Annotated in this window: 22 protein-coding genes; 6 read left to right on the top strand and 16 right to left on the bottom strand. The window is 30.7% G+C overall.

What is annotated here, in order from left to right; genetic code table 11:
• Positions 1 to 143 precede the first annotated feature (143 nt).
• Entirely contained in the window at positions 144 to 287 is a 144-nt protein-coding gene (locus tag B5464_RS14440) for a hypothetical protein (RefSeq protein ID WP_172830867.1), read from the top strand.
• A gap of 86 nt (positions 288 to 373) precedes the next feature.
• Here the strand turns inward: B5464_RS14440 and serS are convergent, their stop codons facing one another.
• Both serS and B5464_RS06790 read right to left on the bottom strand, forming a co-directional pair.
• A complete protein-coding gene (gene serS / locus B5464_RS06795; protein WP_079737752.1) occupies positions 374 to 1,648 on the bottom strand; it encodes a serine--tRNA ligase in 1,275 nt (424 codons plus the stop codon).
• A gap of 120 nt (positions 1,649 to 1,768) precedes the next feature.
• Complete coding sequence (locus tag B5464_RS06790) at positions 1,769 to 2,707, bottom strand: bifunctional riboflavin kinase/FAD synthetase (protein ID WP_079737751.1); 939 nt, start codon at positions 2,705 to 2,707, stop codon at positions 1,769 to 1,771.
• Positions 2,708 to 2,899: 192 nt separating this feature from the next.
• On the opposite strand from B5464_RS06790, the gene B5464_RS06785 reads away from it, so the two are divergent.
• Both B5464_RS06785 and B5464_RS06780 read left to right on the top strand, forming a co-directional pair.
• A complete protein-coding gene (locus B5464_RS06785; protein WP_079737750.1) occupies positions 2,900 to 5,617 on the top strand; it encodes a TonB-dependent receptor in 2,718 nt (905 codons plus the stop codon).
• 18 nt (positions 5,618 to 5,635) lie between these two features.
• Positions 5,636 to 7,222, top strand: a complete 1,587-nt coding sequence (locus tag B5464_RS06780; protein ID WP_079737749.1) for a G-D-S-L family lipolytic protein — start codon at positions 5,636 to 5,638, stop codon at positions 7,220 to 7,222.
• Positions 7,223 to 7,299: 77 nt separating this feature from the next.
• On the opposite strand, the gene B5464_RS06775 is transcribed toward B5464_RS06780, so the two are convergent.
• A complete protein-coding gene (locus tag B5464_RS06775) occupies positions 7,300 to 8,514 on the bottom strand; it encodes an aminotransferase class V-fold PLP-dependent enzyme (RefSeq protein ID WP_079737748.1) in 1,215 nt (404 codons plus the stop codon).
• A 68-nt stretch (positions 8,515 to 8,582) separates the two neighbouring features.
• Entirely contained in the window at positions 8,583 to 8,705 is a 123-nt protein-coding gene (locus B5464_RS14570; RefSeq protein ID WP_302849548.1) for a hypothetical protein, read from the bottom strand.
• 44 nt (positions 8,706 to 8,749) lie between these two features.
• Here B5464_RS14570 and B5464_RS06770 point away from each other — a divergent pair, with 44 nt between their 5' ends.
• Complete coding sequence (locus tag B5464_RS06770) at positions 8,750 to 10,069, top strand: serine hydrolase (protein ID WP_172830866.1); 1,320 nt, start codon at positions 8,750 to 8,752, stop codon at positions 10,067 to 10,069.
• A 49-nt stretch (positions 10,070 to 10,118) separates the two neighbouring features.
• Here B5464_RS06770 and B5464_RS06765 read toward each other — a convergent pair whose 3' ends face one another.
• The 9 genes from B5464_RS06765 to B5464_RS06725 form a co-directional block, all read right to left on the bottom strand.
• On the bottom strand, positions 10,119 to 10,322 hold the full coding sequence (locus B5464_RS06765) for a hypothetical protein (RefSeq protein ID WP_079737747.1): 204 nt from the start codon (positions 10,320 to 10,322) through the stop codon (positions 10,119 to 10,121).
• A 91-nt stretch (positions 10,323 to 10,413) separates the two neighbouring features.
• Positions 10,414 to 11,727, bottom strand: coding sequence for a Fe-S cluster assembly protein SufD (gene sufD / locus B5464_RS06760; protein ID WP_079737746.1), 1,314 nt, complete (start codon positions 11,725 to 11,727; stop codon positions 10,414 to 10,416).
• Positions 11,728 to 11,795: 68 nt separating this feature from the next.
• On the bottom strand, positions 11,796 to 12,545 hold the full coding sequence (gene sufC, locus B5464_RS06755; RefSeq protein WP_077810620.1) for a Fe-S cluster assembly ATPase SufC: 750 nt from the start codon (positions 12,543 to 12,545) through the stop codon (positions 11,796 to 11,798).
• A gap of 81 nt (positions 12,546 to 12,626) precedes the next feature.
• Positions 12,627 to 14,075: a Fe-S cluster assembly protein SufB gene (sufB, locus tag B5464_RS06750; protein ID WP_079737745.1), complete on the bottom strand. Its 1,449-nt coding sequence runs from the start codon at positions 14,073 to 14,075 to the stop codon at positions 12,627 to 12,629.
• Between the two features lie 13 nt (positions 14,076 to 14,088).
• On the bottom strand, positions 14,089 to 14,418 hold the full coding sequence (locus B5464_RS06745; protein ID WP_077810618.1) for an iron-sulfur cluster assembly accessory protein: 330 nt from the start codon (positions 14,416 to 14,418) through the stop codon (positions 14,089 to 14,091).
• A gap of 106 nt (positions 14,419 to 14,524) precedes the next feature.
• Positions 14,525 to 15,583, bottom strand: coding sequence for a cytochrome-c peroxidase (locus B5464_RS06740; RefSeq protein WP_368350970.1), 1,059 nt, complete (start codon positions 15,581 to 15,583; stop codon positions 14,525 to 14,527).
• Between the two features lie 4 nt (positions 15,584 to 15,587).
• Entirely contained in the window at positions 15,588 to 16,340 is a 753-nt protein-coding gene (locus B5464_RS06735) for an MbnP family protein (protein ID WP_231963666.1), read from the bottom strand.
• Positions 16,337 to 17,656: a hypothetical protein gene (locus B5464_RS06730; protein WP_079737743.1), complete on the bottom strand. Its 1,320-nt coding sequence runs from the start codon at positions 17,654 to 17,656 to the stop codon at positions 16,337 to 16,339. The genes B5464_RS06735 and B5464_RS06730 overlap by 4 nt, the downstream gene beginning before the upstream one ends.
• Positions 17,657 to 18,874 carry a choice-of-anchor B family protein gene (locus tag B5464_RS06725; RefSeq protein ID WP_079737742.1) on the bottom strand — a complete coding sequence of 406 codons (1,218 nt, stop codon included), beginning with the start codon at positions 18,872 to 18,874 and terminating at the stop codon, positions 17,657 to 17,659.
• Positions 18,875 to 19,031: 157 nt separating this feature from the next.
• Between B5464_RS06725 and thiL the strand changes: the two genes are divergently transcribed.
• Positions 19,032 to 20,081: a thiamine-phosphate kinase gene (gene thiL / locus B5464_RS06720; protein WP_079737741.1), complete on the top strand. Its 1,050-nt coding sequence runs from the start codon at positions 19,032 to 19,034 to the stop codon at positions 20,079 to 20,081.
• A 53-nt stretch (positions 20,082 to 20,134) separates the two neighbouring features.
• Here thiL and B5464_RS06715 read toward each other — a convergent pair whose 3' ends face one another.
• From B5464_RS06715 to B5464_RS06705, 3 genes are all read right to left on the bottom strand, one after another.
• The gene (locus B5464_RS06715) at positions 20,135 to 22,519 is read right to left on the bottom strand and encodes a TonB-dependent receptor (protein ID WP_079737740.1); all 2,385 of its coding nucleotides are present in this window, start codon (positions 22,517 to 22,519) and stop codon (positions 20,135 to 20,137) included.
• A gap of 140 nt (positions 22,520 to 22,659) precedes the next feature.
• Positions 22,660 to 23,778, bottom strand: coding sequence for an AraC family transcriptional regulator (locus B5464_RS06710; RefSeq protein ID WP_079737739.1), 1,119 nt, complete (start codon positions 23,776 to 23,778; stop codon positions 22,660 to 22,662).
• Positions 23,779 to 23,807: 29 nt separating this feature from the next.
• Positions 23,808 to 24,590 (bottom strand): alpha/beta fold hydrolase, encoded by a 783-nt coding sequence (locus B5464_RS06705; protein ID WP_079737738.1) that lies wholly within the window; start codon positions 24,588 to 24,590, stop codon positions 23,808 to 23,810.
• 44 nt (positions 24,591 to 24,634) lie between these two features.
• Here B5464_RS06705 and brnQ point away from each other — a divergent pair, with 44 nt between their 5' ends.
• Positions 24,635 to 25,906 (top strand): branched-chain amino acid transport system II carrier protein, encoded by a 1,272-nt coding sequence (gene brnQ, locus B5464_RS06700; protein ID WP_079737737.1) that lies wholly within the window; start codon positions 24,635 to 24,637, stop codon positions 25,904 to 25,906.
• Positions 25,907 to 25,983 lie beyond the last annotated feature (77 nt).

The following is a 25,983-nucleotide window of genomic DNA, read 5'->3' as shown; positions in this document are numbered from 1 at the left end:
AGAAATATTCTCTTCATCAAAATCAAAGATACTTAAGATTTATGTTAATTTTTTATTAAACCAAACGTATTTTACATCTTCTTTGTAACATTTTGGCACAAAACTTGTCTATAGGATATAATAACTAATTAAAACTTAAAATTATGAAAACTTTTTCTACCCAATACGAAGCTGCAAAAAGAAACTCTATAGAGTTTATGCAAAAAGGACAAATAAGTGCTTACTTAAATGCCTTAGTAGAAATGAATAAATATAAAAGACTAATGGTAGCTGTTATTGCTAACTAGGTTCGTTTTCAGTATCAGTTTACAGTTAAATTTTATCTAAAGATTGTTAAGAACTGCAAACCGAAACTGAATACGTTGTATTAAAATTAATTTATCATATCAAAACCACAATAAGGTACTAAAACATCTGGTATTTTAATTCCGTCTGCAGTTTGGTAATTTTCTAAAATACCTGCTAAAACTCTAGGTAAAGCTAAAGAACTACCGTTAAGAGTGTGTGCTAATTCGCTTTTACCTTCTTTATTTTTAAAACGTAGTTTTAATCTATTTGCTTGAAATGTTTCGAAATTAGAGGCAGAACTAATTTCTAACCAACGGTCTTGTGCTGTCGAAAACAATTCAAAATCGAAAGTTAATGCAGATGTAAAACCTGTATCGCCACCACACAAACGCAAAATTCTGTAAGGTAATTTTAGTTCTCTTAAAATATCTTTAATATGCTCTACCATTCCGTTTAAAGCATTGTAAGAATTCTCTGGATGTTCTATGCGTACAATTTCTACTTTATCAAATTGGTGCAATCTATTTAAACCACGTACATGTGCGCCATAACTACCAGCTTCTCTTCTAAAACAAGGTGTATACCCTGTTACAGTTATAGGAAAATCTTTTTCTTGTAATAAATTACCACGAAACATATTGGTAATAGGCACTTCTGCAGTAGGTATTAAATATAAATCATCAACTGTAGAATGATACATTTGTCCGTCTTTATCTGGTAATTGCCCAGTTGCAGTTGCAGAATCTGTATTTACTAAATGTGGTACTTGTACTTCTTTATAACCCGCTTTAACATTTTTGTCTAAAAAATAGTTAATTAAAGCACGCTGTAATCTTGCCCCTTTACCTTTATAAACAGGAAAACCAGCACCAGCAATTTTGGTTCCTAATTCAAAATCTATAATATCATATTTTTTAGCTAACTCCCAATGTGGTAAAGCATTTTCACCTAAATTAGGTATTGTGCCTTCGCTAAAAATATTTTCATTGTCTTCTTCAGAATTTCCTGCTTTTACAGAAGCGTGAGGTACGTTTGGTATTTGATATAACAAACCTTGTAATTCATCAGAAAAAGCAGCTAATTTTTCTGTTAATTCTTTAGATTGTTCTTTTAACTGACTAGTTTTTTCTTTTAAAACATTTGCTTTATCAACTTCACCAGACTTAAAAAGACCACCAATTTCTTTGGATAATTTATTAGATTCGGCCAAAGTGTTATCAAGAGAAACTTGCGCTGCTCTTCTGTTTTCATCTGCCGATAAAACTTGTTCTACAATTGTTTCTGCGTTTGCAAAATTACGTTTTGCTAAACCCTTTAAAACAGTTTCTTTGTTGTCTCTAATAAATTGTACTTGTAACATATTTTCTATGAATTATGAAATGCAAATATATAATTTGTGCTGTAGTTTTACCACGAATTCGTAAATAAATAAGTGTACTTAAAAAGGAGAATTATTTTAGAATAAATAAATTGATAATTACTACAATTTACAATTATTTTTGATGTAATCTCGGGCAGTTTCTTCGTCTTTTTTTAGTTGAAGAATTAAGTTTTCTATCGAATCGAATTTGTGTTCATCTCTTAGAAAATAAATCAATGCTACTGTTAAATTCTTATCGTATAAATCTTCGTTAAAATCAAAAAAATGTACTTCGATTGTTTGATGATTTCCGTTAACAGTTGGCCTGTTACCAATATTCATCATACCAAAAATTGTTTTAGAGTTTATAATTGACTTTACAAAGTAAACACCTGTTTTTGGTATTAATTTATACGTCTCTTTAACGTCTAAATTTGCCGTAGGAAAACCAATTTTACCGCCTAATTTTTTGCCATTTACAACTTTACCATTCAATAAAAAATTATAACCTAAATAGTTATTGGCTGTTTTTAAATTACCAGCATGTAAAGCGCGTCTAATTTTTGTAGAACTTACAGAAACATCATCTATATCTTGAGCCGGAATTTCTTCTACCGTAAAATCATATAAATGGCTATATTCTGTTAATTGCTCTATATTACCTTCTCTATTTTTACCAAAATGATGATCGTAGCCAATAATTAATTTAGAAATATTAAATGTGTTCACTAAAATATCTCTTACAAACTCTAAAGCTGTAGTTCTAGAAAATTTTTTACTAAAAGGATGAATAATTAAGTAGTCTAAACCTGTTTTTTCTAACAATTTTGCGCGTTCGTCAATAGTATTTATCAACTCTATGGTTGCATCTTTTTGTAAAACCATTCTTGGATGCGGAAAAAAAGTAAGTAAAACAGATTTTTTTCCAGCATTTTTTGCTTCAGATACTAGTTTTTCTAATATTTTCTGATGCCCAAAATGAACACCATCAAAAGTACCAATTGTTACAAAAGTTTTTTCGTTTGTAGAGAAATTTGCAATATCATTAACTACCTTCAAGCGGATCTAATTTTAATAGTAACAAATGTACAATTTCTGAATGTTTAAATTCATAGAAAAATAATTTTTTCGAATGTTAGATACCTTATTTTTATGCCTATTTTTTATTGATTACATAAAATTGACACCCAAATAATAAATAATTCAAAAAAAATTGTATTTTGCATATTAGTTAACAAATTAATTCAAATTATGATAAAAAAGATTTTACTAATTGCATTTATAGCTTTTAGCAGTATTACTATGGTTGCACAAACCACAGTAACTGGTACAGTTAAAGATGCAAAAACAGGAGAGACACTTCCAGGTGCAAATATTAAAATTGAAAATAAAGCTGTAGGTACTAATACAGATTTTGATGGAAATTTTGTGCTAAAAGTTTCAGATAATCCGCCGTTTACTTTAGAAGTTTCTGTATTAGGTTACAAAATGGAAAAGATAGAGGTAACAAAAAACAATCAAAAAGTTACTGTTTCTTTAACAGAAAATGAAACATCTTTAGATGAAATTGTAGTGTCTGCTTCTAGAACTCCAGAACGTATTATGGAGTCTCCGGTTACTGTAGAGAGACTAGATGCAAGAGCTATTAAAAATACTTCTGCACCATCTTTTTACGATGGGTTAGAAAACTTAAAAGGTGTAGATGTTAATACAAACAGTTTAACATTTAAATCTGTAAACACTAGAGGTTTTGCAACATTTGCAAATACACGTTTTATGCAATTAGTAGATGGTATGGATAATTCTTCGCCAGCATTAAACTTTGCAATTGGTAACCTTTTAGGAATGTCTGAGTTAGACGTAAATACAGTTGAATTATTACCAGGAGCTTCTTCTGCATTATATGGTGCAAATGCATTTAACGGTATTATGTTCATGACAAGTAGAAGCCCTTTTAACGATCAAGGAATCAGTTTTTCTTATAAATACGGTTTAACAAGCCAAAAAGCAGCAGGAGACAATAGTTTTCATGATGTAAGTATTAGAATGGCATATGCTTTTTCTGATAAATTGGCAGCAAAAGCGTCTCTTTCTTATTTAAAAGGAACAGAATGGTATGCAACAGATTATAGAAATACAGCAAACGGTAAATACGCTGTTGGAGATAGATCTATTAACGATTATGATGGTTTAAATATTTATGGTGACGAGGTTGCTATTGATTTAGGTGGTGCTGTTGGTAGAGTTAGTAGAACGGGTTACCAAGAAGTAGATTTAATGAAAGATTATGAAGCAAAAAGTGTTAAATTAAATACAGCTTTACATTACCGTCCTTTTGGAGATGATAGATTAGAATTAATTTTTAACTCTAAGTTTGGTGTAGGTAACACAATTTATCAAGGTGCAAACAGATATAATATTAGAGACTTTTATTTAGCGCAACAAAAATTAGAGTTAAAAGGGAAGAACTTTTTTGTGAGAGGTTATGTAACAACAGAAGACGCAGGTAACTCTTACGATTCTCGTTTTGCTGCAATTAACGTTAACAGAAAATGGAAATCAGATCAAGATTGGTTTACACAATATGCAGGTACTTATTTAGTAACAGGTTCTCATGCAGCAGCAAGAGCAGCGGCAGATACTGGGCGTTTAATTCCTGGTACTAGCGAGTTTCAATCTGCATTCGACCAAGTTACTGCAGATCCAAACTTAGTTACAGGTGCTAGATTTCAAGATCAAACTAAATTATACCACAGTGATTTAAACTATAATTTTCAAGATCTAATCGATTGGGCAGAATTTCAAGTTGGTGGTTCTTACAGAAGATATTCTTTAAATTCTAATGGTAGTATTTTTACAGATTATGATGGTGCTATAGATTATGATGAATTTGGTGTTTATACTCAAATGCAGAAAAAGTTTTTAGAAGAAGATCGTTTAAAGTTTACAGCTTCTATTCGTTATGATAAAGCACAAAACTTCGACGGAAACTTTTCTCCAAGAATATCTTTAGCATATGCTGCCGGAGAGAATAAGAATGATAACTTTAGAGCTTCTTTTCAAAAAGGGTTTAGAAATCCAACAACTCAAGATCAATATATTGGTTTAGACGCAGGTGCTGCAATTTTAGTAGGTTCTGCACCAGATAATTTAGATAGATATACAAGTTCTCCTTTAAATGTAAGTACTGCAGGACAACCATTAGTTGGTGGTTCTACAACTACACTTTCTGGTAGATTAGCATACGAAAATTCTTTTTCTGCTAGTTCAGTTCAAAATGGGGCACCTGCAGCTTCTGCAGCGCCATTAGTAAAGCCAGAAGAAGTTACTGCTTTCGAATTAGGATATAGAGGTTTAGTAAATACTGGTGAATCTAGAATTACTGTAGATTTAAGTGCATACTACAACAGTTATAATAATTTTATCTCTGGTAAAAATGTTTTAGTTCCTTTTTACGGTACAGTAGGAGATAATAGTTTGTCTTTATTAGCACTTCAAAACGGAGATTTTAAAGCTTTTCAAGTGTACACAAATACAACAGCAGATATTAGTTCTTATGGTGCTTCTTTAGGGTTAAATACAAAAATTTTAAATGGTTTCGATTTAGGTGTAAATTATACTTATGCTAAGTTCGATTTTGATCAATCTTCAGATCCAGATTTCGAGGCAGGTTTTAATACACCAGAACACAAAGTAAAATTACAGTTTGGAAATCCAAATTTATTTGAAAACTTTGGTTTTAATATTAATGCAAGATGGCAAGGAGATTACTTATGGGAATCTACTTTCTTAGATGCTACTATCGAGTCTAGAACTTTAATAGATGCTCAAATTAACTATTCTGTACCAAGTATTAAATCTGTATTTAAGTTAGGTGGTGCTAACTTAGGTGGTAAAGAATATTTTAGTGCGCCAGGAGTTGGAGCCATCGGTTCTCAATACTACATTTCTTGGACAATTAATAACTAATAAAAAATACGATATTATATGAAGAATTATAAATATATAGGATTATTACTTTTATCAATTGGTATTACATCTTGTGATGTAAATAACGATTTAGATCCAATTGTAGAAGAAACAGGACCAGTTGTGCAAATTGATGCTAATGGTGTAGATTTTTCTAACTATGTAGCAGTAGGAGCTTCTTTTACTGCAGGTTTTACAGATGGTGCACTTTTTATAAAAGCACAAGAAAATTCATTTCCAAATACATTAGCTTCAAAATTTAGTGTAGTTGGTGGTGGTGACTTTAACCAACCATTAATGGAAGATAATATTGGAGGTTTTGTTTTAGGAGGAACAGCGGTACAACCACCAAGATTATATTTTAACGGTGTAGGACCAACAAGGTTAACAGATACACCAACAACTAGTTTAGGTGTTAGAGCAAGCGGAACTTCATTTCATAATTTCGGAATTCCTGGTGCAAAAAGTTTTCATTTAACTTTTCCTGGTTATGGTGCTGCAAACCCTTATTTTGGAAGAATGGCTTCTAGTGCTTCAGCTTCTGTTTTAAGTGATGCGGTTGCTGCAAATCCAACATTTTTTACACTATCTGAAGTTGGAGGAAATGATGTTTTAGGTTATGCAACTTCTGGTGGTGATGGATCGGACATGATTACACCAGCGGCAACTTTTGATGCTTCTTTCAACGGAATGGTAAATGCTTTAACAGCAAACGGAGCTAAAGGTGTTTTAGCAACAGTACCAGATATTACTTTATTACCTCACTTTACAACAGTTCCTTACAATCCTTTAGATCCTTCGGATGCTACTTTAAAAGCTCAAATACCTTTATTAAACTCTGTTTATGGTGCAGTTAATCAAATTTATGTTGGTGCAGGAGAACCAGAACGTGCAATTGTATTTTCTGAAACTGAAACAAACGCAGTTGTAATTTTTGATGAAGATGCAACAGATTTATCTGCTGCAATTACAGCTACTTTGGCAGCAAGCCCAACTTTTGTGCCTTTTGTACAGTCTCTTGGCTTACCAGAACAAGCAGCTCCTTTAGTTGCTTCATTATTAGGACAGCAATACGGACAAGCTAGAGCCGCAACATCTGCAGATTTATTTGTATTACCAAGTAGTTCTGTAATTGGTACAGTTAATATGACTGCTGCTGGTGCTTTAATAGCTCAAAGTAACGGTCTTTTACCAGCTACTTTAGCCGGTCAATTTTCTGCAGAAGGTGTTACACTTCCTTTAGGTGATAAATGGGTGTTAACTCCGCAAGAACAATTAGAAATAAAAACAGCTGCAGACGGTTATAATGCTACAATTACAAGTGTTGCTTCTGCAAAAGGTTTAGGTTTAGTAGACTTAAATGCAATTTTAAGTGAAGCAGCTGGTGGTATTAAGTTTGATAGATACACATTAACACCTTCTTTAGTTACAGGTGGTTTAGTTAGTTTAGATGGTATTCATTTAACTGGTAGAGGTTATGCTTTAATGGCTAATAAAGTTTTAGCGGCAATAGATGCTACTTATGGTAGTAATTTTACTGTTGCTACAGATGGTTTAGCAAAAGCAGATGATTTCCCAACAAACTATTCTCCTGCTTTAAAATAAATAGCAGAATAGATGATATAAAAAAGGCTGAGAATTTTAATTCTCAGCCTTTTTTAATTTTTAATAAATATCCTTTTTTAAGAAAGCATTCTAACCGCTCTTTTTACTCCGTTAACAAAAACATCTATTTCTTCTTTTGTATTATAAAAAGAAAAAGAAGCTCTAACTGTGCCCGGAATTTTATAAAAATCCATGATAGGTTGTGCACAATGATGGCCTGTTCTTACCGCTATGCCAAGTTTATCTAAAATTGAACCAATATCATAAGGATGAATTTCTTTTACGTTAAAAGAGATTACAGCCGTTTTATTCGAAGTGTTTCCGTAAATTTTTAAACCTTCTATCTTTAACAGTTCTTCTGTTCCGTATTTTAACAGCTCATCTTCGTAATTTGCTATATTTTTAAAACCTACAGAATTCATGTAATCTATTGCGGTTCCAAAAGCAATACCACCACAAATGTTTGGTGTACCTGCCTCAAATTTATGAGGTAAACCAGCATAAGTAGTTTTTTCAAAAGAAACTGTAGCAATCATTTCTCCGCCACCTTGATACGGAGGTAATTTCTCTAACCATTCTTCTTTACCATACAATATACCAACACCTGTTGGACCACAAAGTTTATGAGCAGATGCTACATAAAAATCAACATCTAAAGCTTGTACATCTGGTTTTATATGCGGTGTTGCTTGTGCACCATCAATTAAAACAGCTGCATTAAATTGATGTGCTTTGGCAATAATTTCTTCAATAGGATTTACAGTTCCTAAAGCATTAGAAACATGGTTACAAAAAACCAATTTTGTTTTTTGGTTTACTAAAGTATGATAAGCTTCCATGTCTAAAGAGCCGTCTTCTAACATCGGGATTACCTTTAAGATAGTACCTGTTTTTTCGCATAACATTTGCCATGGCACAATATTAGAATGATGTTCTAAAGCAGAAACTATAATTTCATCATCTTTTTCTAACAATGCAGAAAATCCAGAGGCAATCATATTAATACTGTGTGTTGTACCAGAAGTTAATATAATCTCGTATGTGTTTTTTGCATTAAAATGTTGCTGAATTTTAATTCTAGCTTCTTCATATTTGTCGGTAGCTTCTTGACTTAAAGTATGCACACCTCTATGAATATTGGCATTGTAGTTACTGTAGTAATCTACAATAGTATCTATTACAACTTGTGGTGTTTGTGAAGTAGCTGCATTATCAAAATATACTAAAGGTTTTCCGTGTACAGTTCTTTTAAGAATTGGAAAGTCTTCTCGAATTTTATCAACATTTATCATAGAAAATATATTTACTACAAAGATAAAGCATGATTTTTTAAACTTGTAAAAAAGCGAATAAGATTTTCTTATTGTACAACTTTAGAAACCAATTTTACTAAAAAACCAACTCCGTTTTGAATATTGGAAATTGCATTTGCTTTTTCGATATTTGATAATGTAGCATTATTTATTTCTTTTAAAAGAGCCAAAGCATTGTTATTTGTTATTTTTACATGATCAAACTTACTTTTTTATGAAATTTCTGAAACGAACCCTACTTTTATTAACAGTAATACTAATTATAGCGGTAATTTATAATTATCCGAAGTTGAATATTTTGGCAGGCTACTCAGCAAAAAATACAGCATCTTCTGTATATCTTGGTAAAAGAACTTTAGAGTTTACAGATACAACAGATAATAATTTTTCTCCTGTAAATTTGGCTACAGATAAAGTAGATACATCCTTAAAATCTGCTTCGTCATCTGCTTTTGGTTTGTTAACTAGAAAAGCAATTTATAGACAAGGTTTAGGTGCTGTTTTAACATTAAATAAAGAGGATGAAACTGCTACTTATCTAAAACCGGTTCGTTTAAAACCTGATAATACAACTGCATTTCCTTATGGTAATGCAGAGCAAAAAGATACTGTTTTTGAAAATGTAAATTATAATAAAGTAACAAATGCTGTAAATAATATCTTCGGAAAAAACGATAATTCTAGAGCTGTAGTTGTTGTTTATAAAGATCAAATAATTGCAGAAAAATATGCTGATGGTTTTACGAAACATTCAAGAATTTTAGGTTGGTCTATGACAAAGAGTATTATGAGCACTGTTTACGGTGTTTTACAGCATCAAAATAAAATAAATATACAAGACAAAGCACCAATAGATTCTTGGCAAAAAGACGCTAGAAAAGACATTACGATTCATAATTTATTACAAATGAATTCTGGTTTAGAATGGAACGAGAATTATGATGAAATTTCTGATGCAACAAAAATGTTGTTTTTAGAAAGAGACATGACAAAAATGCAAGAAGAAAAAACTTTTGCAGGGAAACCAAATGCAACTTGGAATTATTCTTCTGGAGCGTCTAATTTATTATCTAAAATTTTAAGAAATCAATTTAATACACATCAAGAATATTTAGATTTTTGGTATACAGATTTTATAGATAAAATTGGTATGAATTCTATGATTGTAGAAACAGATTTAGCCGGAAATTACGTAGCTTCTTCATACGCTTGGGCAACAGCAAGAGATTGGGCAAAATTCGGGCTTTTATACCTTAAAAACGGAAATTGGAACGGAGAAGAATTGTTTACTAAAGATTGGGTAGATTATGCTACTACACCAACGCCAACATCACACGGAATTTATGGTGCTCAATTTTGGTTAAACGCAAATGGTGGTTATAAAGATGTGCCAAAAAACATGTATTATGCAGATGGTTATCAAGGGCAAAGAGTTTATATTTTACCAGATGAAGAATTGGTAGTTGTTCGTTTTGGATTATCAGGATTTCAAGAAAATAAGTTTTTAAGCGAAATTATATCTGCAGTAAAATAAAAAAACCACTTATTTCTAAGTGGTTTTATATCTGTTTTGTAAAAATGTTTTACTTTTTTCCTGAAATTAATCCTACCGCTAATGCAACAATACCAATAGCAATAGTAATATAAGAACTTGTATTGTCTTGTGCTTCTACCAAATCTAAATCTCCAATAGAAACTTGTGTTTCTGGCTGAATCATTGTGTATATTCCGTAAATAGTTAAAATAAGCCCAACAATTAACAATACTGTTTTAATACTTTTATTCATAATAAATAATTTTTAGTGATTAGTCTGTTACAAAACTACAAACTAACTTAAGTTATTATGAATGCAAACGATACAGTATTTGACTTATATACTATAAATCGAAACCTATTTTTACGTTTAATTTATTTGCAATTAATTTTGCAATACGTTGTTTAACTTCTGGTATTTTAACACTTTCTAAAACCGTATTTGCAAATGCAAACATTAATAATGCTTTTCCTTCTTTTTTAGGAATACCACGTTGTTGCATGTAAAATAAAGCCTCGTCATCTAATTGCCCAATTGTACAACCATGAGAACACTTAACATCATCTGCAAAAATTTCTAGCTGAGGTTTAGCGTTAATTGTAGCTTTATCACTTACTAAAACATTATTGTTTTGTTGATAAGCATTTGTTTTTTGAGCTTCTTTATTAACAATTACTTTTCCGTTAAAAACTCCTGTAGACCTTTCATCATAAATACCTTTGTAATCTTGATGAGACTCGCAATTAGGTTCTATATGATGTACTAAAGTATGATGATCTACGTGTTGTTTACCTTCTAAAATAGTAATTCCTTTTAAGATAGAATCTATATGTTCTCCTCTTTGGAAAAAGTTTAAGTTATTTCTAGTAATGTTTCCACCAAAAGAAAATGTATGTACAGAAACAACAGAATTAGATTTTTGTTCTATGTAAGAATTGTCTACTAAAGATGCGTTTAAATCATCATTCTGAATCTTATAAATATCTACAGTTGCGTCTTTTGCAGCATACACTTCTGTAACCGAATTTGTTAAAACTGGGTTAGAAGTTAAACTTTGATGACGTTCTATAATTTGAACATGTGCATTTTGCTCTGCTACAATTAAATTTCTTGGTTGTAGCATGGTAGCAGCTTCTGTACCTGTTGTAAAATTTATAATTTGAATAGGTTTTTCTACTTCTACATTTTTAGGAATATAGATGTAAGCACCTTCGTTAGCAAAAGCAGTATTTAAAGAAGTTAAATTGTCTTCTTTTGCAATTTTGTTAAAATAATTATCTATTACAGTTTTGTATTTTGGTTTATTTAAAGCCGCAGACATTAAACAAACATCAAAAGTATCGTGTGTAGTTTCAGATAAAAAAGAACTGTATTTACCGTCGATAAAAACAAGTTTGTAAGCATCTATATCGTGTATAAAATACTTCTTAACATCAGATAACTGAATTGCATTATCTTTATTAGGAAACAAGCTGTAATCTTGCTTTAAAACAGAGTTTAAAGAAGTATATTTCCAAGCTTCTAGTTTTTTTGTAGGAAAACCTAGCTTTTCAAATGTTTGAAGCGCTTTAGACCTAATATCATGAATATCTGAATCTGTATCAACTTTATTTTCAAAAGCTACATACGATGATAATAATTTATCTTTTAATTCCATTTTTTCAGTTTTCAGTTTTTAGTTTCAGTATGCAATTTTTAAACTGTATACTGCTACTTTAAACTTATTTACACCAATTCTTGTTTAATCCAATCGTAACCTTTTGCTTCTAACTCTAAGGCTAAAGAAGCATCGCCACTTTTTACAATTTTACCGTCGTGTAAAACGTGTACAAAATCTGGTACGATATAATCTAATAAACGTTGGTAGTGTGTAATAACAATTACCGCGTTATCTTTAGATTTTAATTTATTTACACCGTTAGCAACAATACGCAAAGCATCAATATCTAAACCAGAATCTGTTTCATCTAAGATTGCTAATTTTGGCTCTAACATTGCCATTTGAAAGATTTCGTTACGTTTCTTTTCTCCACCAGAAAAACCTTCGTTTAAAGAACGAGATAAAAATTTGCGATCTATTTCTAATAATTCAGATTTCTCACGAATCATTTTTAACATGTCTTTTGCAGGCATGTCTTCTAAACCTTTTGCTTTTCTTGTTTCGTTAATAGCTGTTTTTATAAAGTTTGTAACAGAAACACCTGGAATTTCTACTGGATATTGAAAAGATAAAAACACACCATTATGTGCTCTTTCTTCTGGTGCAAGTTCACTAATATCTTCACCATCTAATTCGATAGAACCATTAGTAACTTCATAGTCTTCTTTACCTGCAATAATATTAGCCAAAGTACTTTTTCCTGCACCGTTTGGTCCCATAATTGCATGAACTTCTCCTGCTTTTACTTCTAAATTCAATCCTTTTAAAATTGATTTATCGTCTATACTTGCTTGTAAATTTTCTATTTTTAACATCTTATTTATGCTATTGGCTTTTAGCTTTATGCTATCGGCATTATTTTTATAATTATATATTTTGTGATTGGTTATTATTGATTAACCAACACTTCCTTCTAAAGAAATTTCTAGTAATTTTTGAGCTTCAACAGCAAACTCCATTGGTAACTTGTTTAAAACCTCTTTACTAAATCCGTTTACAATTAAAGCAATAGCTTTTTCTGTATCGATACCACGTTGGTTACAGTAAAACAATTGGTCTTCACCAATTTTACTAGTTGTAGCCTCGTGTTCTATTTGTGCAGATTTGTTTTTAGTTTCTATATAAGGAAAAGTGTGTGCACCACATTCGTTACCCATTAATAAAGAGTCGCACTGAGAGAAATTACGAGCGTTTTCTGCTCTAGAATTTATCTGTACTAAACCTCTATAAGAGTTTTGAGATTTTCCTGCAGAGATACCTTTAGAAATAATTGTAGACTTAGTGTTTTTACCTAAGTGAATCATTTTTGTACCAGTATCTGCTTGTTGATGGTTGTTTGTTACTGCAATCGAATAAAATTCGCCTACAGAATTATTACCTTTTAATACACAAGAAGGATATTTCCAAGTAACTGCAGAACCAGTTTCTACTTGTGTCCAAGAGATTTTTGCATTTGTTTCACACAAACCTCTTTTGGTTACAAAATTGTAAACACCACCTTTACCTTCTTTATTACCAGGATACCAGTTTTGCACTGTAGAGTATTTAATTTCTGCATCATCCATTGCAATTAATTCTACAACAGCTGCATGTAATTGGTTTTCATCTCTACTTGGTGCTGTACATCCTTCTAAGTAAGAAACATAACTACCAGCATCTGCAACAACTAATGTTCTTTCAAATTGTCCTGTTCCGCCTTCGTTAATTCTAAAATACGTAGACAATTCCATAGGGCATTTTACACCTTTAGGAATGTAGCAGAAAGATCCATCAGAAAAAACAGCCGAATTTAATGCTGCGTAAAAATTATCTTTAGTTGGTACAACAGTACCTAAATATTTTTTAACTAATTCTGGATGCTCTTGTATTGCTTCAGAAATTGGCATAAAAATAATTCCTTTTTCTGCAAGAGTTTCTTTAAAGGTTGTAGCAACAGAAACAGAATCCATTACAATATCTACTGCAACGTTTGCTAGTTTCTTTTGTTCATCTAAAGAGATTCCTAAACGCTTAAAAGTGTCTAACAACTCTGGGTCAACCTCGTCTAAAGAATTTAATTTTGGTTTCTTTTTTGGTGCAGAATAGTATGCAATGTCTTGAAAATTTGGTTTTTCGTAATTTACATTAGCCCATTCTGGTTCTTCCATTTGTTCCCAAACTCTAAAAGCTTCTAATCGCCATTCGGTCATCCATTCTGGCTCATTTTTCTTTTTTGAGATTGCACGAACAACATCTTCATTTAAACCAACCGGAAATGTATCGCTTTCTATATCTGTGTAAAACCCATACTTATATTCTTGGGTTTTTAACTCTTGTTCTAAATCTTCTTCGGTATACTTTGACATCTTTTTCTAAATTTTAAAGTGAAAAACTTTCTCCACAACCGCAAGTTCTATTTGCGTTAGGATTGTTAAAAACAAACCCTTTTCCGTTTAAACCACCAGAATATTCTAGAGTAGTTCCTACTAAATATAAAAAGCTTTTTTTGTCGACAATAATTTTAACGTCATTCTCTTCAAAAACTTTATCGTTTTCTTCTTTTTTATTATCAAAAGTTAAATCGTAAGATAAACCCGAACAACCACCACTTTTTACACCAACTCTTATATAGTCTGTTGCTGCATTAAAGCCGTCGTCTGTCATTAGTTCTACGACTTTCTTTTTTGCTGAGTCTGAAACTTTTATCATAATTTTAAATAGATTAAATCTAAACTGTCTGCAAATATACAATATAACTAGAAGAAAAACGAAGAAGTTGTATTATGAAACCTAATAAACCAATTGGTTTTATTGATTATTTTTGAAAGGCAGGATTGTTAACAAATTCGTAGTCTGTTAATGTAAGTAAAAAAGCCTTTAAGTCTGCTTTGTCTTTGGCTGTTAAATTAACGCCACCTTGGTTAATTTTTTTCATTAATGGATCTATTGTAGAAGATCTTTTTAACCCTTCTGAATAATGATTGATAACTTCGTCTAAAGTTGTAAACCTACCATCGTGCATATAAGGTGCAGTAAATGCCAAATTTCTGATAGACGGAGATTTAAATTTACCGTTATCATTAGGATCTCCGGTGATTTTACCTAAGCCTAAATCAGTAAAATTTGTATCTAAACCATTGTTATGGAATTTATTATCTGTCCATAGCGGGTTGTTGTTACTACCGTGACAATGAAAACAATCACCTCTTTCTTCATCCATAAAAACATTAAAACCATTTGTTTCGCTTTCTGTTAATGTGGCTTCACCTTTTAAGTATTTATCAAATTTAGAATTGCCAGAAATCAATGTTCTTTCGAATTGAGCAATTGCTTTGGTAACAAGAGTAGAATCTATTTTTTCTGAACCAAAAGCTTGCAAAAACAAATTTCTATAGGTTTCGTTTTGATTCAATTTTTCTGCAATATTAACCCAATTAGCGTGCATTTCTATAGGGTTTGTAACTGGTTCTAAAGCTTGAGTTTCTAAGCCAAATTCTTTACCATCCCAAGCAAAAAGTTCATCAAAATTCCATGCTAAATTAAATAGCGGCATTGTATTTCTTTTGCCAAAATTACCACTTACACCTTTACTAAATTGTTTATTATCTGTAAAAGCTTTTGCTGGGTTATGGCAAGTAGCACAAGATTGTGAATTATCTCTCGAAAGTATTTTATCAAAAAAAAGTTTTTTACCTAAAGCAATACCTTCTATTGTTAACGGATTGTCTACAGGAATTATAGGTGCAATTAATTTATCAGAAAAAAGCTCTGGTATTTCTAAATTATACGCAATTGGTGTATATAAATCTTCTTCTTTGGATGCGCAATTCATCAAAAGTAAAAAAGAAAAAAAGTACACGAAATAGGTTTTCATTTTGTTAATTTATTTTGCCTAAGGTAAACACAGATTTACCATTTTCGCTTATCATTTTTTGAGCTTCAAAATTTGGCATTAAAACGGTGTGTAGTTCATTTAAATTCCATGTATTTGGGTTTTTAAACCATTCTGAAACATCCATTTTAATTTCTATAGTAGTGTTTTTTACAATTTCTACAGTGCCCAAATCTACTTCAAAAGAAGTGTCTTCAAATTTTAAATCGTTTGGGTTTGTTCTGTCAACAGCTCTTATTGCATGAAAATTAAAACCAGTTTCTTCATCATTATTAGTTAAAAATTTACCATCAAATTGCATGTAATGATAACCACCACCAAGCATTGCCGGAACATTAAAGTTTACAGAATTTAATAGTTGATATTCACCATCTTTATTGTCTATGTCTTTTAAGCCAAATGTAAATTTAAGATTGTAAGTACCAGGTGAAATATCTGTTAAAGAAATATTTGTGCCAGAATTTTCGCCGAAGTCTATTAAAAACTGATTATCGCCACCAACTAAACTTAGATTTGAAATTAAATAACGCAGCCTTTCGATACTTATTTTTTCTCCGTTTTCTGTAGTAAATTTAAGTTCGTTTAATTCTTGATTTGTAATTTCTCTACCGTTCCAGTTGTGCGTAAAGTTTAGGGTTGTTGTTATCTCTTCAGGAAAAACACAACAATCTTTTTCGTCTTTACAACCTGTTAAAAATAGTACAGAAACTAGTACTAAATAAGTAATTCTTTTTATCATAATTTAATTATTAGTGCGTCTGTAAAACCTTTGTTTTCTGGTATGTCTTTATCAAAACTATTCGACTCGCCAACAGCAATAATACTAGCATTATTTAATACTGTAATATCATATAAAAAATCGATTTTAGAACCGCCAAAGGTTTGTTGCCAAAGTAATTCGCCGTTATTGTTTATTTTTATAATTAACGCATCATTTTGCCCTTTATTTTCAAAACCGTTGTCTAAACTTCTAGAGCTTCCTGCAATTAAAAAACCGTTGTCTTTGGTTTTGGTAATTGCTCTTGCTACATCAAAATTTGATGCGCCAATTGTTTTTTCCCAAATAAGATTACCATCTGTAGAAATTTTAAGAACCCAAATATCTGCTGCACCGTTATTTGTAGAAACATTTTTGTCGTTACTTCTAGTGTCTCCAACAATTAAAAAATTGCCATCATTGGTTGCAGTGATTGCTCTTGCTTCATCGATTTCTGAGCCTCCAAAACTTTTTTCCCAAATAAGATTGCCAGAATTAGATATTTTAACAACCCAAAAATCATAAGTTCCTTTGTTATCAGAAATATTAAAATCGTTGCTATCGCTAGAGCCCACAATTATAAAATTATTAGCATCGGTTTCGACAACTCCTAACGGAGTATCTGTAAAGCTACCACCAAAATATTTGCTCCAAAGTAAATTACCAGAATTATCTGTTTTAATTGCCCAATAATCTCCGCCAGCATGCTTTACAGCGGTGGATTTTGCATTTCCTTGTCCGTTAGACGCTGTAACGTCTAAAACACCAGTAATTAAGAAGCCGTTATCTTTTGTTTCTAACAGAGTTGTGCCGTAATCTAAACCTAAATATCCAAAGCTTTTTTCTGATATTAGATTGCCAGAACTTGATAGTTTTATAAACCAAAAATCTTGAGAACCAGCATTTGCAGAAATATCTAAATCGTTACTTTTAGAATAACCTAGAATAGCAAATTCTCCGTTTTTTGTTTCTATAATATCGGCAGCTCTATCATCATCAGAACCACCAAATGTTTTTTGCCATTCTAGTTGATTATCCGAAGAAAATTTAGAGATAAAAAAATCGAATGAAGTGTTAGATTTATCTGCAATATCTAGATTATTACTTTGCGTATAACCTGCGGCAATAAAACCACCATCAGCTGTTTTTTCTACAGTGGTAAAAGCGTCGTTATTTGTACCGCCAATTGTGGTAATGCTTGTGTTGTTTACAACAATATTATCGTTTATAAACAGTCCGTCTTTTTCAGAGCAATTTAAAAGAAGTAAAAAGCAATATAATAGACAGATTTTTTTCATTTAAGTTTTACTTTTTCTGATAACAAATAAACCTCTGTTAATATCGCTAATAATGATGTTGCCAGATGGTAAATACGGATACACGTTCCAGGCTCCATTAAATGCAGTATTGTCGTTTTCTGGATAGGTATCAAAAAAACCGACTTCTGTAAAGCTTTTTGCATCGATATTAGAAATATCTATTATTCTAACACCTGCGGTATAACTTGCTTGAAAGAATAAATTGTCTTTTACATAACCGTTGTGATCTATAGCAGCTGTTGGACCAGAATAATCGAAATGATGCTTTGGGTTGTCTAAATCTGTAAAATCGAAAACAATAGTTCTTGTGTTTAAGCCTTTGTCTCTTTCATCTAGTTCGTCTCCTAAAATAAAATATTTAAAGTCTTTTGTAAACCAACCTTGATGTGTGTACCCAATATTAGAATAACTAATAGAAGATATTTTAACAGGATTTTGTTTGTCTGTAACATCTGCAATTACAACTTCAGTTTCGTTACTTCCTATTAATATTTCTCTTCCAGAATAATCAGAATCTGGGCCGTTATAGGTTACGGCTTGCGCATCGTGAGCATAATCTTCGAAACCACCTTCGTTTACTGGCTTAAAAGGATTGTTAATATTGATAAACAAAGGACCTCCTTTATACGTTGCACTTCTAGAAGTACCAACAGGATATGCATAACCAGTATCTTCATTAATAACAATATTATGTGCGCTACCAAAAGAAGTAAAATCTCTATCTGCTGTAAATTCTACCGGAATGTTAACCAAACCTCTTAGGTTATTTAGGTTAAAAATTTGCATTCCGTGATTGTCTGCTTCACTAACAATAAATGCAAAATCGTTATAAACTTTTACATCTCGCCAAAGACTGTTTTCTGTCCTAGTTTTTAAAAAACCAATAATTTTTGCATCTGCCGGATTGGTAATATCTATAAACGAAGTTCCTTTATTTGTACAAACAATAGCATATTCGTTGTTTGTTACAGGATCTACCCAACCCCAAGAGTCGTTACCTTGTGTGTTTTCGCCTGCAATTTCATCTAAAGTAATGTGTGTAAGTAAATCGTAATCGTTGCAAGGAAACTCGCCCGCAAAACCGTCTTCACATTTTGCAATAGGATTTATAATGGTTTGTTTAACTTGATTTACAACCTCTTTTTTAGAACAACTAACTATAATTAAAACGAATATGAAAAAAGTTTTTTTTATCATTTTTAAATATTTATCAAGTAAAAACCTGCTTTAATTAGTATAACGTAATTATTATTTTTTAGTACATAAAAAGTATAAAATCAAAAATAGTGCTTTTATTTTTACTTCTCTGTTAAAGGAACTCTGTAATTTTTAAGAATGTAAGTATCTTTGCAGCATGTTAGAAGATAAAAATACCCAAAAAACATCATTAGCCGAACTTGGTGAGTTTGGTTTAATAAACCATATTACAAAATATTTTAAAGTAGAAAATGCCACAACAGTAAAAGCAATCGGAGACGATGCTGCTGTTTTAGATGCATCAGAAAAACAAACTTTAGTTACTACAGATTTGTTGATAGAAGGTGTGCATTTCGATTTAAGTTATATGCCTCTTAAACACTTAGGTTATAAGGCAATTATGGTTAATTTATCTGATGTGTATGCAATGAATGGTGTTGCAGAGCAAGTAACAGTTTCTATCGCAGTTTCTAACCGTTTTCCTTTAGAGGCAATAGAAGAGTTGTATGCAGGTATTCAGCTTGCATGTGATACTTATAAAGTAGATTTAATTGGTGGCGACACTACATCTTCTACCAAAGGAATTTTAATTTCTGTAACAGCAATTGGTAAAGCAACAAAAGAAGAAGTTGTGTATAGAAATGGCGCAAAAGAAACCGATTTAATAGTAGTTTCTGGCGATTTAGGTGCTGCATATTTAGGTTTGCAAGTTTTAGAAAGAGAAAAACAGGTTTTTAAAGTAGATCCAAATAATCAACCAGATTTAGATAATTATACTTATTTAATTGAAAGACAATTAAAACCAGAAGCACGTAAAGATGTTGCTAGTATCTTAAAAGAATTAGAGGTAAAACCTACTGCTATGATCGATATTTCTGATGGACTTTCATCTGAAATTATGCACATTTGTTCACAGTCTAAAGTTGGATGTAAGATTTATGAAGACAAGTTACCTTTAGATCCTCAAGTTATTTCTGCTTGCGAAGAATTTGAACTAGATTCTACAATGGTTGCTTTAAGTGGAGGTGAAGATTATGAGCTGCTTTTTACAGTACCAATTGCAGATTTTGATAAGATAAAAGGAAATCCTAATTTTTCTATTGTTGGTCATATCATTGCAGAAAATCAAGGTTTAAATCTTGTAACAAGAGCAAATCAAGAAATTGAATTAAAAGCCCAAGGCTGGAATCCTTTAAAAGGAGAATAAAAATATTTTATAAACAAAAAAGGCGCAAATTTTAAATTTGCGCCTTTTTTGTTTTAATTACTTCTTCTTTGCTCATCATTATTACTAAAAATTCTGTTTTTTACGTTTATTTTCTTGTTGCCGAAGTTATACGAAAGAGAGATTCTAAAATTTCTAGAACTCGCATTTTGACGGTAACTTTGATCGATATTATTTACAGTAGAATTGTAATCTCTTAAACTACCTGTGTTTAAAACATCATTAAATAACATAGATAATTTAATGTTGTTTTTAAAGCTGTGTTGTAGCCCAAGTGATAAATGAAACTGCTGCCCAAGACTAAACAAACCATCATTATGAAAAGAACTATACCAAGCATTGGCTTGTAATTTTGTGTTTTTACTCAATGAAAAAGTATGGTTAGACGCAGCATAAAATTGAATTCCATCATTTACATCAGCATCAATATTTTTGGTTAATACTGTAATGTGTGCCAAAAATCTAACATCATTTTGGGTTTTCCACCAAGAAATAGGGCTAAAAGAAAAACTTTCTTGTAACTGATACGTGTACTTTTTAAAATAATTTTCTCTTGTTACAATTTGATCTTGATTGGAAATGTCTGTGTTAAAAAACACTCCAAAACCATCTGTAGTAATATTTACAGAAAAACCTGTATTCCATTTGTTTTTGTATAAGTGAGAAATTTCAAAATTATCTGAAAAAGAAGGTTGTAAAAACGGATTACCAACACTGTAACTATTGTCATTAATGTAAAAACGAAACGGATTTAAATCTCTAAAATTGGGTCTGTTTATCCTTTTTCCGTAAGAAAAGTTGAAATTATTGTTGTCGTTTTTAGCATACGATAAAAATAAGGTTGGAAAAAACTTACTGTAATTGTTTTTGTTTTCCTGATTCATATCTGCGCTAATACCTGTTGTTTTTGTGTCTTCAAAACGCAGCCCAAATTGTAGGGTAAGTTTATCATTTAGTTTTGTGTTTCCAGAAAAATAAGTAGCTAAAACATTTTCTTTATATTTAAAATTGGTAGATTGGTTTGAGTCTAAAACGGGCGATCCAGAAAGTGTGTCGAAAAATAAAATACCACTATTTGTATTGGTAAAACTTGCTTTAAATCCGTAAGAAAGATTTATTTTTTTAAGTGGTAAATCTATATCTAATTGAGAACTAAAATTGTCTATTTTTTGATTAGAAATGTTTAAAGCTGATGAACTTATACCATTAGAATTATCGCTAACATCAAACTGTTCTGTGGTAAAATCTAGATTTCTATCCGAAGTAAATGTAAAATAATCTGCATCAAAAGAAAGTTGCTTGCCTAAAGTGTCTAGTTTTGAAATCAAATGAAAATTAACAGAATGATTATTGTTATCTACATCATTTTGCGCTACATTTTTTAAACTTTTTTCTAAATTATTATTAGTATCAAAAATATTAGAAGTAGTCACAGCATCTATATTTGGTTCTGTTGTATTTCCTAAATATTGTACGCCTAAAGTTGTCTTATCAGATAAGGTATAATCCAATAAAAAGCGTCCAGAAAGTTGATTTGTTTGTTGTTTTCCAGCAATATCAATATCCCAAAGATTGTTTGGGTATTCTATAACTATCCCTTCTAAATTTTCAAAATTACCTTTGTTTGCATTGATACTTGCTGATAATGAAACCTTGTTTTTGTTGTAGAAAAAATTATTAGTGATTGTTGTAAAATTATATTTGTTTTGATTGTAAGAAATGGATGTTGCATTTTTCCAAGAATTTTGAGTGCCTTTTTTTAAAATAATATTGATTAAACCACCATTACCGGAAGCATCGTATTTTGCTGGCGGATTTGTAATTACTTCAATTTTTATAATATCACTAGCAGATAATCCGCTTAAAAAGGCCACCAATTCATCGCCTGCCAAGGGAGACAACCTTCCGTTAATTAGTATCTGAGTAGCACCTTTACCTAAGATAGATAAGGTGTTGTTTTGCAATTGTACACCAGGAGTTACCCTTAAAACATCAACACCATTTCCACCAGTTGCAGCAATACTTTTTTCAACATTAAAAACCAATCTGTCTATTTTTCTTTCTAAAATCCTTTTTTCTGTTTTTACCACAATTTCATCTAAAGCTTCTGTATTTTCTCTTAATATTAGTGTTCCTAAGTTAAGATTGCCTTTAATATTTATTGTTTTTGAAAACGTTTTATATCCTAGAAAGCTAATTTCTAAAATATAATTTCCTTGGTTTGTTTTTAACTCGAAAGTTCCATCGTTTTTTGTGGTTGCACCAGTTATTATTTTTTGCTGATTATCTTTTAAAATTACGTTTGCAAACGGAATAACATCTAAATTGTCTGCTACTTTACCTGTAACAGTTTGTGCAGTCAAGATTCCTGTAAAAAATAATGCAATTAAAATTTGTAACGTTTTTTTTGTCGTTTTCATGGTATTTATTTTTAATGATACAAATGTGCGATTGAAAACAATTTTGTGCGACCGAAAACACAAAGTCGAACTAATTTCTAGATAAGAAATTGGTTCGACTTTATTTTAAAAACGTTCGACTTTACGTTAAGTGTTTGATTTTAAGTGTTTTTTCTAAATTGTGTAGGCGTTAAACCTGTATGTTTTTTAAAAGCAGTATTAAAAGAAGATTTTGAATTAAAACCAACTTGATATAAAATTTCTAGGACTGTAAGTTCTTTTTCCTTCGGATTTTTTAAAACCTCTTTCGCTTCTTCAATTCTATATTCGTTTACAAAATCGAAAAAATGCTGGTTTAAATGTTGATTGATTAAAACCGACAATTCTCTCGAATTCATTTTTATCAATTCAGCCAAATCTCTAATTGTTAAAGACGGATTTAAATAAGGTTTTTCTGCCAACATAAAATCTTTTAAAAGAGCAATTTTAGGATTGATAGAAACTTCTTCTCTTGTGTTTTTAATTTCTTTAGATGTTTTTAAATCTACATTTATTCCTTTAAATAATCTAGGAGAATTAACCGCTTTTAAAAATAACCAACAGATAAAAAAGACGCCGAAAAGTAAAACAATAGTTATTATGATGTCTATAGAATTGTCATTAGAATTTACTCGAATATAACTTTTAATAAACGTTAAAACTTGCCCTATAAATAGTAAAATAGATAATTGTTTTAACCAATTAAAGTTTTTAAAAGCATTCTTATCAGTGTAATTTTCTAGCAACAGTTTTCTATAACGTAAAATATAATAGATCTCTGCAGATAAATATGCAATTGATAATACATCGCCAAAATAACTAAGAAATTGTACTTCTGTATTATTAGAATAATTATTTATAAAGGCAGCTTTTTCTGTTTCATTAGCTAAAAAAAAGTTAGGTAAAAGCACTAAAATAGTAAGAAGCCAAGGTAGTAAATGGATTAAATGTTTCCACTTTAGCTTAAAGTTTGAGTAAATTACCGATAAAATGTATAAGAATAAAAACGGATTTTTAAATAATGAAATTTTGTTTCTTAATATTTCTAATGTGTAAGGTATTTCTATAAATTGATGATAAAAAAACGCACTAATATCTATTGCTGTAACAATTAAAAAGGCTGCTAAAAGTTGGTTGCTTAATTTTTTTTCTGATTTTACAGAAAGTAAAAAAACAGAAAAAAGTAAAAATAAAATAACTATTATAACTGCTAAAAAACTAATTATGGAATCATAATTCATAATTTCAAATATAATCAAAAATTAGGTTATTAGATTCTTACAAAGTCTTTTAAAGCGGCAATTAATTCGGTTGTGTTTTCTATATGACTCATATGTCCAGAAGGTAAAACCACATATTCAGAATTCGTTTTTTTAGCCTCTTTAATTAATGCATCAGCATTTAAAATCCGATCATTTTCACCAATAATCATCAACTTTTTAAAAGTACTTTCTTTTAAGAATTCTAAAGAATTTTGTCTGTTTTTCATTCCTTCGTTTGCAGCAATATATCCTTGCAAAGAAGTTTGTAACGCTTCGGTTTTAACTTGTTTAATTTCCTCTTTAAATTTTAATGTATTTTCTTGATGAAATAAATTAGAAACAGACATTTTTATCATGTTTTCAAAATTTTGTTGCACCATTTTATTGGCTCTAATTCTTAATTTTTTTCGTTCTTCAGAATCATCAGCAGTTGTAGAGTTCATCAAACAAATACCCTTTACATTTATTGTTTTCTCTTTCGCCATTGCCAAAGCAACATAACCACCTAAAGAATGACCAATAATAAAGTATTTTCTAATTCTTAAATGTTTTAAAACAGCATGAATTGTATCTGCAAACAAATCCATAGAATGTACATAACCTAAGCAATCAGAATTACCATGACCTGGTAAATCAATAGTAATAATTCTGTTTTTTTTAGATAACTCATCAGTAATGATTTTCCACATTTTAGCATTTTCTAAGAAGCCGTGTAATAAAACAATTGCAGTTCCTTTACCAGTATCAGAAAAAGAAATGTTTGCTTTTTTAAATTGAATAGAATCTTGCATCTCGCAAAAATATGTATATTTCGCTCGCTAAGACAATATTTACCATGAACAAAACAAAAGAAATTTGGATTGCAGGGTTTGCACTTTTTTCGCTTTTTTTCGGAGCCGGAAACTTAATTTTACCACCAAATTTAGGTGTAAAAGCTGGTGAAGATTGGTGGATTGTTGTTTTGGGTTTTATAGCTACAGCTATTATAATTCCTATTTTGGCAATTTTTGCACATGCAAAATTACAAGGAACGTTGTATGATTTTGGTAAAAAAGTATCGCCAGTTTTTAGTACACTTTTTTGTTTTTTAATATACATTATTGCCATTGCAATACCATCGCCAAGAACAGCTGCCGTAACGCATGAAATGGCAATTCAGCCATTTTTCGATTCGCCAGCAATACTAACAAGTATTATTTACTTTGTTTTAGTGTTTTTATTTTCTGTAAATAGATCTAGAATAATTGGTTTAATAGGTAAATTTTTAACACCAATAATTGTTATAATTTTATTTGTAATTATTGGTATTTCTTTTTTTGTGTCTTCAGGAACTTTAGAAGTTACTTCATTTAAAAACCCTTTTATTGATGGCGTTTTAGAAGGATATCAAACTTTTGATGCTATTGCAGGTGTAGTTGTTGGTGCAGTTATTATTATTTCTTTAGATTACAGTAATCATAACAGTTTTGGTGAAAGAAAAAGGTTGATAAGAAAAGCAGGGTTAATAGCAGGTATTGGATTGTTATTAATCTACGGAGGTTTAATTTTAAGCGGTGCATTATTTGCAAGTTCTTTTGCAGAAAATGCCTCTAGAATAGATGTTTTATCGGGTTTAAGCACACAAACTTTAGGTAGCTTTGGTACCACTTTTTTAAGTGTTTTGGTAGCTTTGGCATGTTTTACAACGGCGGTTGGTATAGTTACCGGTACCGCAGATTATATAAAAGGAATTTGTAATAATTCTAAAGCAGCATATGTAGCAACAGCAGCAATATGTTCTATAATTGGAATTATAGTTGGTAGCTATAATGTAGGTTTTATTATAGATGTTGCTGTGCCAGCATTAATGTTTTTATACCCTATAACTATTATGTTAATTTTATTAAATGTTGTGCCAGAAAAATATGCATCTAAAATAGTTTTTAGAGCGGTTATCTTGGTAACATTTATATTTAGTATTCCAGATTTTTTAGGCTTTATAATTCCTCGAGAAAACTTAACAGGTATTAAAAGTATCATTCCTTTAGCAGAACACAGTTTGGGTTGGGTTTTGCCTGCTATTTTGGTTTTTGTAATATTTAATGTTAAGAAATTTGGCAAAGCTTAAGCGTTTTTAAAGTAAAGTATAAACGTTACATTTTACAACACAAAATAGAAAGTTTGTTAAAACTTCTACGACCAACA

Origin of the sequence: Polaribacter sp. KT 15 (genome assembly GCF_900143115.1) — a bacterium.
GTDB classification, from domain to species: domain Bacteria; phylum Bacteroidota; class Bacteroidia; order Flavobacteriales; family Flavobacteriaceae; genus Polaribacter; species Polaribacter marinaquae.
Note: the sequence above shows the minus strand (reverse complement) of the source record. Positions and strands in the feature narration are given on the sequence as shown.